Here is a 6,574-nt window from a genome sequence, read left to right on the forward strand (position 1 = left end):
AACACGAACATATTTTTTCTGGTTCCACCCATTCATCAATTAAGCTGTCATACCGGCAGAGATCCACGCCGAAACGACGCCGATTTTCTTAACTTAATGACAGTACCACGAGAAAAGCCGTTACGTTATTTTTCGTGCCTTTCGTGTTTTTCGTGGACAATGCGTTATCATCTTCTTAACTCATTTAAAAAATCATCAATGACATGCCAAGTATCGCCAATGTTTTCCATTAAAATACCATGCCGATCGGACTTAATGGCTTGAATCCGCTTATGTTTCGAGCCCAGTTTCTCCATAATGATCGGCGCGCCTTTGGGAGAGACGATAGGATCCTGATCCCCATACAGAATCAATGTGGGCAGGCTAATCTGCGCCAATAATTCATCGATCTCTGCGATTAGCAGCCTCAGTTCATAAAGCGCCCTGACCGGCACATTGCGATAGTTAATGTTGGGATGTTCCGATTCACTATTAATAAAAGGCTTTACGCCTTCAAAAGCCGAGACCCAAGCGACCAATTTGTTGGTGCCGTGCAGTAACGGCACCAACATGAAAGCAGGATTGACGAATTTTAACGGCACTGAAATAGCGGTGACGCCAATCATTTCAGGATAGTGTTCAGCAGCCAGCTTGAACGCCAATGCTCCACCCGTGGAAAAACCGACGACAAAGATACGCGAACAATGCACTTTAAGGATATTGAATCCTCGTTGCACGCAACCGTACCAGTCTTCCCAACTCTGATCGCGCAACGCATAAGGCGATGTGCCGTGGCCTTTTAGCCGGATACCCATTACCGTGTAACCCTGTTTAACCAGATATTCGCCATAAGCTCTTAATTCAGCGGGACTGGCGAGCAATCCGTGAACAAGCAGAACGCCAAAACCATTGGCAACTTCCGGTTGAATGAAAAAAGGCGTGGGGGCGGCAACGGCAACTTCTTCATGGTTGATATCAGCAAACTGCGGTTTTGAGTAAGCCTGCTTTTCCCATGCCAGAGTCCTGCATTCATCTTCAAAATGCCAAGCGGCTAATTTGTTTTTATCCGCGTTAGCGTATTCAGCTATAGCATCGATCAGGGTATCGCGAACGGTATGCAGCGGGGCGGCTTCGTTGTTATAGACTGCTATCGGATTTTCCAGGCGGATACTGTCAAAGTCGGACTCAACGCAAAGCTTGGGCAAAAACCCGTAACTGTTTTCATCTTCATTGATCAGACCAGCTTCTTTTGCAGCAGAAATGAAATGTTCGAAACGCTTATTAGTGGCTTTAAACAGATCGCTATAATCATCGGGATTGAGCAGGCTTCGGTGCAAGTAAATTACTGTACTGTTTTGCAAACACTTGATCGCAATATATAAAATGCTATAAAACTTGTCTTTCTCGATATGCGATTGCCCCTGACCGACATAATGCATAATCAGCGTTGCAGCCAGATGGCTTAAATTGACGGTGACATTGGCATAAATGCCTTCCATGTACCGATCGCGCGACTTTTGAGCATTTTTTATAACGTACGCTCCCAATAACCGTTGCCGCCAATTTTGGGGCCTGGAATTCAGCGTAAATACGTCGTCTATCGTATTAATTTCCGATGCGATATTGTTCACCAAGTAACGGGTGCGCCAGTCCCATACACCACATGGATTAACAGGAGTACCCATACGAATATCCATGTCGGTATTCTTCAGCATAATATTGCCTTCAATCAGCAATTCTTCGGACTGGCGCAGGCTCAAGCCGTCAGAAAACAGCTCAACGCTTTTAAATAACAAGTTTTCGGAAGAGCGAATCGGATAAAAAGTAATATTGGCAGGAACCATCAGCGTCGGTTTGTTCGCTACCGCTATCAGCTGATCGACGCTGTCGATATGCAGAACATCTTTCCATTGCCGTAACAGCGCAACATCGTTTTGACTATGGGCATGACGGATAGCTGCTTTAAAGGTTTCCACGCCTTGACTCAAAACAGCGGGACCGGTGTGATGTTTTCGCCGGTTGCCGGTAACCCGAGAATAAATGCTGTAATGACCGCGTTTGTCGATAACCCGCCGGTCTTTTACCATCCCCCCTTCAGGAAAAATGATGACCTTGCGGCCGCGCAAAATCTGCCCGGCCAGCAACGGAAACAAACGGTCATGATTGTGCGGAAAAACGCCGACGTATCTTAGATACCGCGACAATACATTGTCTTCTTTAAAAAACTCTCCGGAAGCAATCGCGCAACTGTAAGCCCCGGTTTTCTCGTAAATAAGAAACTGCGGTATGAACGTTTCAAATCGGGAAAAGTGATTGAATAAGAAGATATCGCCTTCCAGGACGACCTGAGGATCGGTATGCAGATCAAGCCTGACGCTCAGCATGTTTTTGACGGCATTAAACAACTTAACCGAGCGATTGTAGAGCTTGGTGTCTATATCGGGCCAATCATCCGAATAAGGTGTTTTGTTCATATCACCTTGCTTTGTCTAAAAGAAAATGCCTAGAAAATCACGCCCTTGTGCCAAATTTACAGTTTCACTCCGAAAACTACAGGATAAGCCGATAATACCCTTTAATTTGTTCTGGAAGAAATGATTTCTACCATTTTACAGGTAAAGATTCCAAGCCTCTGAGCACCCAAATCTGTTCCCACTTTAGCTGGTCTACATTTTCGATGGTCAAATTCGGTAACTTGCAAAATAATGTTTCGAGTGCAACTTCCACCTCAACAGCCCCCAACCTGGCTCCTAAGCAATAATGGCTGCCTAAACCGAAAGCAAGCGATTTGTTAAGATCCGGCCTCTCAATCCAGAAACGATCAGGATCAACGAATACTTCCGGATCATGGTTGGCCGAGTCAAGGGCAAGATAAATCGCATCCCCGGGCGCAATTTGAACGCCATTAAATTCGAACGGCTCAATTACGGTGCGGAAGGTAAGCGGTCCCGAAGAATTAAAACGTAAACCTTCCTCTACTGTATTGGAGAAAAGCTCAGGTTTGGCTAACAGCAATTCACGCTGATCAGGATAGATAAACAGCAGGCGTAAGATATTGCACAGCGCATTGGCAGTAGTTCCGTATCCAGACACGAACAACATAATAAGGTTACAGATAACATCGTCTTCGCTTAAACGCTCACCATCTTCCTCAGCTGCCAGTAACTGTGAAACCAAGTCGTCGCCGGGCTGTTTGCGTCTTTGCTGACAAATTTCGCGAAAAAACCTATCCAAACGTAATGCCGCCGCATTGGAAACATCGAGCTCAGCTTCATTAAGCAGATTAGGCTCAGCAGGTCTCAGAATCAGTTTAATTTCTTCCAAAAAATCAAGACTTTGTTCCAGTTCGATATTAAGCATATCGCAAGTGACCTGTATAGGTAGCGGATAGGCGAAAACATTCATTAAATCAGCCTGCCCGCAAGCTATCCATTTGCTTATCAACTGCTCTGCGCTATTTTTTACCAGAGCTCTTACGTCGCTAATTTTACGGGCATTAAGCGCTTTAACGATCAGTTTGCGCTGATGTGGCGTGTCCATCATTGTCCAAAAATTATTATGAAAGCGAAAAACAGGTTCATTGCTCATATCACGCCCATAACGTAGATTAAACATAGAAGGAATATCTTTGTTTAAACGAGGGCTTTTCAACAAATATTCGATATCATGATAACGTGTTATTAACCAATTGCCGGATTCTAGCAAGTAGACTGGCGCCTGTTCGCGTAATCTGGCATAAGTAGGATAAGGATTCGCTATAAACTCGGGAGATTGAAAGTCCAGCTGCATAGGTTAAGTGTCTTAAATTGATGAATATTTTTTTAGTGCTGTGAATTTTTTCCTAACGCACGACACTCTGGGCACCGGCAAATCGTAGTTGCAATTATTAAAAGCAACAGTTATGTTAGACTTTGCCGCACATTATCGACGTTATAGATTACAATATATTTTTTATTTTGTTGAAGATATTTTACCCAGACCGAACCAATGCGTTTTGCTGCGTTTAATGAAGATAACCTGTAGCCGAAACAAATGATTCATCTTAATTTAAGAAAAAATTTTTATGTTAAATAATATTCCAATTCTAGAATTTTCATTTAGTGAAGATGAACCGATAAAAAAAGTCCGTATAAATGATCATAAAATTAAGTATTTTGGTTCTGGTAATTATCAATTAACGAAAAAAGATATTAGCTATATTGTATATGGTGCATGTTTTTTAGGGTCCGGCGGCGGCGGACCAATTGGGTTAGCCCTGCTTTTTATGGACAAAATGATTAACGATGCTGATGTTATGTATTACGTAAATCCTGATAATCTAGAGGTTGATAAAAATATAGCTTTTGTAGCTGGTTTAGGCTCACCCGATAAAATATTTGAAGGTTTCGGGCAAACAGTCTCGTTAAATGCTTTTCTGGAAATGGACAATTATTTAGCTCAATCCGGTCAAGAACCATTAGGTTATCTAATACCCGTTGAAATTGGGGCAATGAATACGCTAATCCCTTTCATAATTTCAGCAAGAAAAGGAATCGCGGTGATTAACGGTGATCCCTGCGGTAGAGCAGCACCGGAAATGAGTATGAACCTTTTCAATATTAATAAGTTACCTTTAAATCCTGTTATATTGACTTCCGATACTGACGAATCGGGACATTATGAAAAAATAATTGTATATGTAGAAGATGCGGATGATGCTGAAAACCAAGCTAGACAATTTGCCAGGGCACATAACAGCACAGCTGGTATGGCATGTTATCCAATGCAGGGTTTTGATTTAAATTGTTCAAATTTATCTAACAAAAATGGTGATAAATTTATCCAATGGACAGTAGGTTTGGCATGGAATCTGGGACGAAATATTGTTGAATCCGAAAACTATAACAAATTTCTGGCGTTCCTCAATGGCTTTCCACTGACCAGTTATACCTTATTTGAAGGCATAATCACCGATAAAGAAGAAAGAAAGATAAGCGGCTTTGATGCTGGAAAAGTTACTGTATCAAATGAAGATGAAACACTATTCATTTATTACAAAAATGAAAGTCTATTAGCATGGAACGCAACAAGAAAATGCTATGTTGCTATGGGACCTGATTCAATTAATTTTCTTACCCAAAAAGACGCCCAACCGTTCTCAAATGCCGATATAAATAGCAACCCTGAAAAAAATCCCAAGCATATACCGCTAGGAACAGAAGTCGGGGTTATCGGACTAGGCGCTTATGAAAAGCTCCAAAATGCTGTACTTGTGAATTTGTTTTTATCAAATATTCAAGAAACTCTGGCTGCATTCCCTGAAGATCATGTGCCTTTTCCAGATAGTTATATTCCACTGCCGGATTTAATGTCACATTACTTAAAAAATAAGAAATATTTCGCGAAAAACAAATCCGCTTAAAACCTTATTAAATCAAATGTCTAATCTATTTTTTAATCCACAAATTTGATCGTGCAAAGTATAACTATAAAAGCATAGGACGTAACACCCGTTAATTTGCTCACTAGACAATCAGGACCGCCTCTTGCCTGGTTGCGTTTTTTATGAGAGGCAAAAGAACCTGCTCCTTCGCAATGAGCAGCCAGTTTTTCACATTAATCTTTTTGAAGGAGAAATAAAATGTACTGGTAAATCATAATGCTGAAGGTGGGTTTGCCGCCCAAACAAATCCACCTTCTCACAAACATCGTTCAGAATGCTATTTACTGCAATTTAAAACTTCCAAAAATGGCATAATCGGAACCAAGCTCATGAAAAGACACTTACAGAATGTATTCTCCCACACCTATTCTTTAGAATGCACAGACATTTATATATCACTCATTTTCCTTAACTTTTTCTCTATTTTCTATAACCAGCTAAAATTTCAAACTGACGTGTCCAAAGAACGCTCTTCCCGCCATCTGATAATCACCTATGAAACTCAAGCTTGTAGGTGCCGGATCGTAATAACGTTTGTCAAATAAATTATAGACATTAAAACTGATATCAACTTTCTGTCCAAACATATTTCTCCCTAACAATCCCAGATCGAATAACGCATACCCAGGTACGCTGTTACGAGTATCGCTCTGATTGCGTAATGTATTATCTTTAATAAGAACATGAGCAAAGCTGCTCCAGGTATTATTGAAAGCCCAATTTGCCATCAAGTTGGCCCGGTGCCTCGGCACATCCGCTAACTGCCGATTAAATTGAGTGCTATGTTGAAAAACATAATTGGCACTAACATAGGAACCTTGCAAATTGCCATCAAAGTCATAACGTGTTTCCAATTCAACACCCTCTGCAACTACACTGCCATTATTCTCGTAATGCAAAAATGCTGTTTGACCAAAAACTTGTGAGATAATTTGACCGATTGAAGAATGATAATACGTAGCTTGAGTTGTCAAACCCTTTATAGGATGAGCAATAATACCTGTTTCAAATGTTTTAACTTCCTCCGGCCTAAGCGTTGGGTTACCTAACAATACAGGATTGTTAGCAGCCGTAAGCTCACCAAAGGCTGGCGCTCGATAGGCAGTACCGTAAGAAAACTTCAGCGAATAATTTTTAATAAATTCCCAATTAAACCCCATTCTGGGATTGAAC

4 protein-coding genes are annotated in these 6,574 nt (G+C 41.3%); 1 reads left to right on the forward strand and 3 read right to left on the reverse strand.

What is annotated here, in order from left to right; all coding sequences use genetic code 11:
- Positions 1–167: 167 nt before the first annotated feature.
- Both EPO18_RS04960 and EPO18_RS04965 read right to left on the reverse strand, forming a co-directional pair.
- Positions 168–2,453, reverse strand: a complete 2,286-nt coding sequence (locus tag EPO18_RS04960) for an alpha/beta fold hydrolase (RefSeq protein ID WP_292431341.1) — start codon at positions 2,451–2,453, stop codon at positions 168–170.
- Between the two features lie 127 nt (positions 2,454–2,580).
- Positions 2,581–3,567 (reverse strand): cytochrome P450, encoded by a 987-nt coding sequence (locus tag EPO18_RS04965; RefSeq protein WP_292431342.1) that lies wholly within the window; start codon positions 3,565–3,567, stop codon positions 2,581–2,583.
- Between the two features lie 475 nt (positions 3,568–4,042).
- Between EPO18_RS04965 and EPO18_RS04970 the strand changes: the two genes are divergently transcribed.
- The gene (locus tag EPO18_RS04970; protein WP_292431345.1) at positions 4,043–5,380 is read left to right on the forward strand and encodes an S-methyl thiohydantoin desulfurase domain-containing protein; all 1,338 of its coding nucleotides are present in this window, start codon (positions 4,043–4,045) and stop codon (positions 5,378–5,380) included.
- A gap of 458 nt (positions 5,381–5,838) precedes the next feature.
- On the opposite strand, the gene EPO18_RS04975 is transcribed toward EPO18_RS04970, so the two are convergent.
- Positions 5,839–6,574: TonB-dependent receptor domain-containing protein (locus EPO18_RS04975; RefSeq protein WP_292431347.1), on the reverse strand; the 736-nt coding region annotated here is incomplete at its 5' end.

This window comes from Methylobacter sp., assembly GCF_004322395.1.
Lineage (GTDB): Bacteria > Pseudomonadota > Gammaproteobacteria > Methylococcales > Methylomonadaceae > Methylobacter_A.

Excerpts from the sequence above, each read along its gene's own strand:
- EPO18_RS04960 (WP_292431341.1), bottom strand. The coding sequence starts at position 2,453 with ATGAACAAAACACCTTATTCGGATGATTGGCCCGATATAGACACCAAG.
- EPO18_RS04965 (WP_292431342.1), bottom strand. The coding sequence starts at position 3,567 with ATGAGCAATGAACCTGTTTTTCGCTTTCATAATAATTTTTGGACAATG.
- EPO18_RS04970 (WP_292431345.1), top strand. The coding sequence starts at position 4,043 with ATGTTAAATAATATTCCAATTCTAGAATTTTCATTTAGTGAAGATGAA.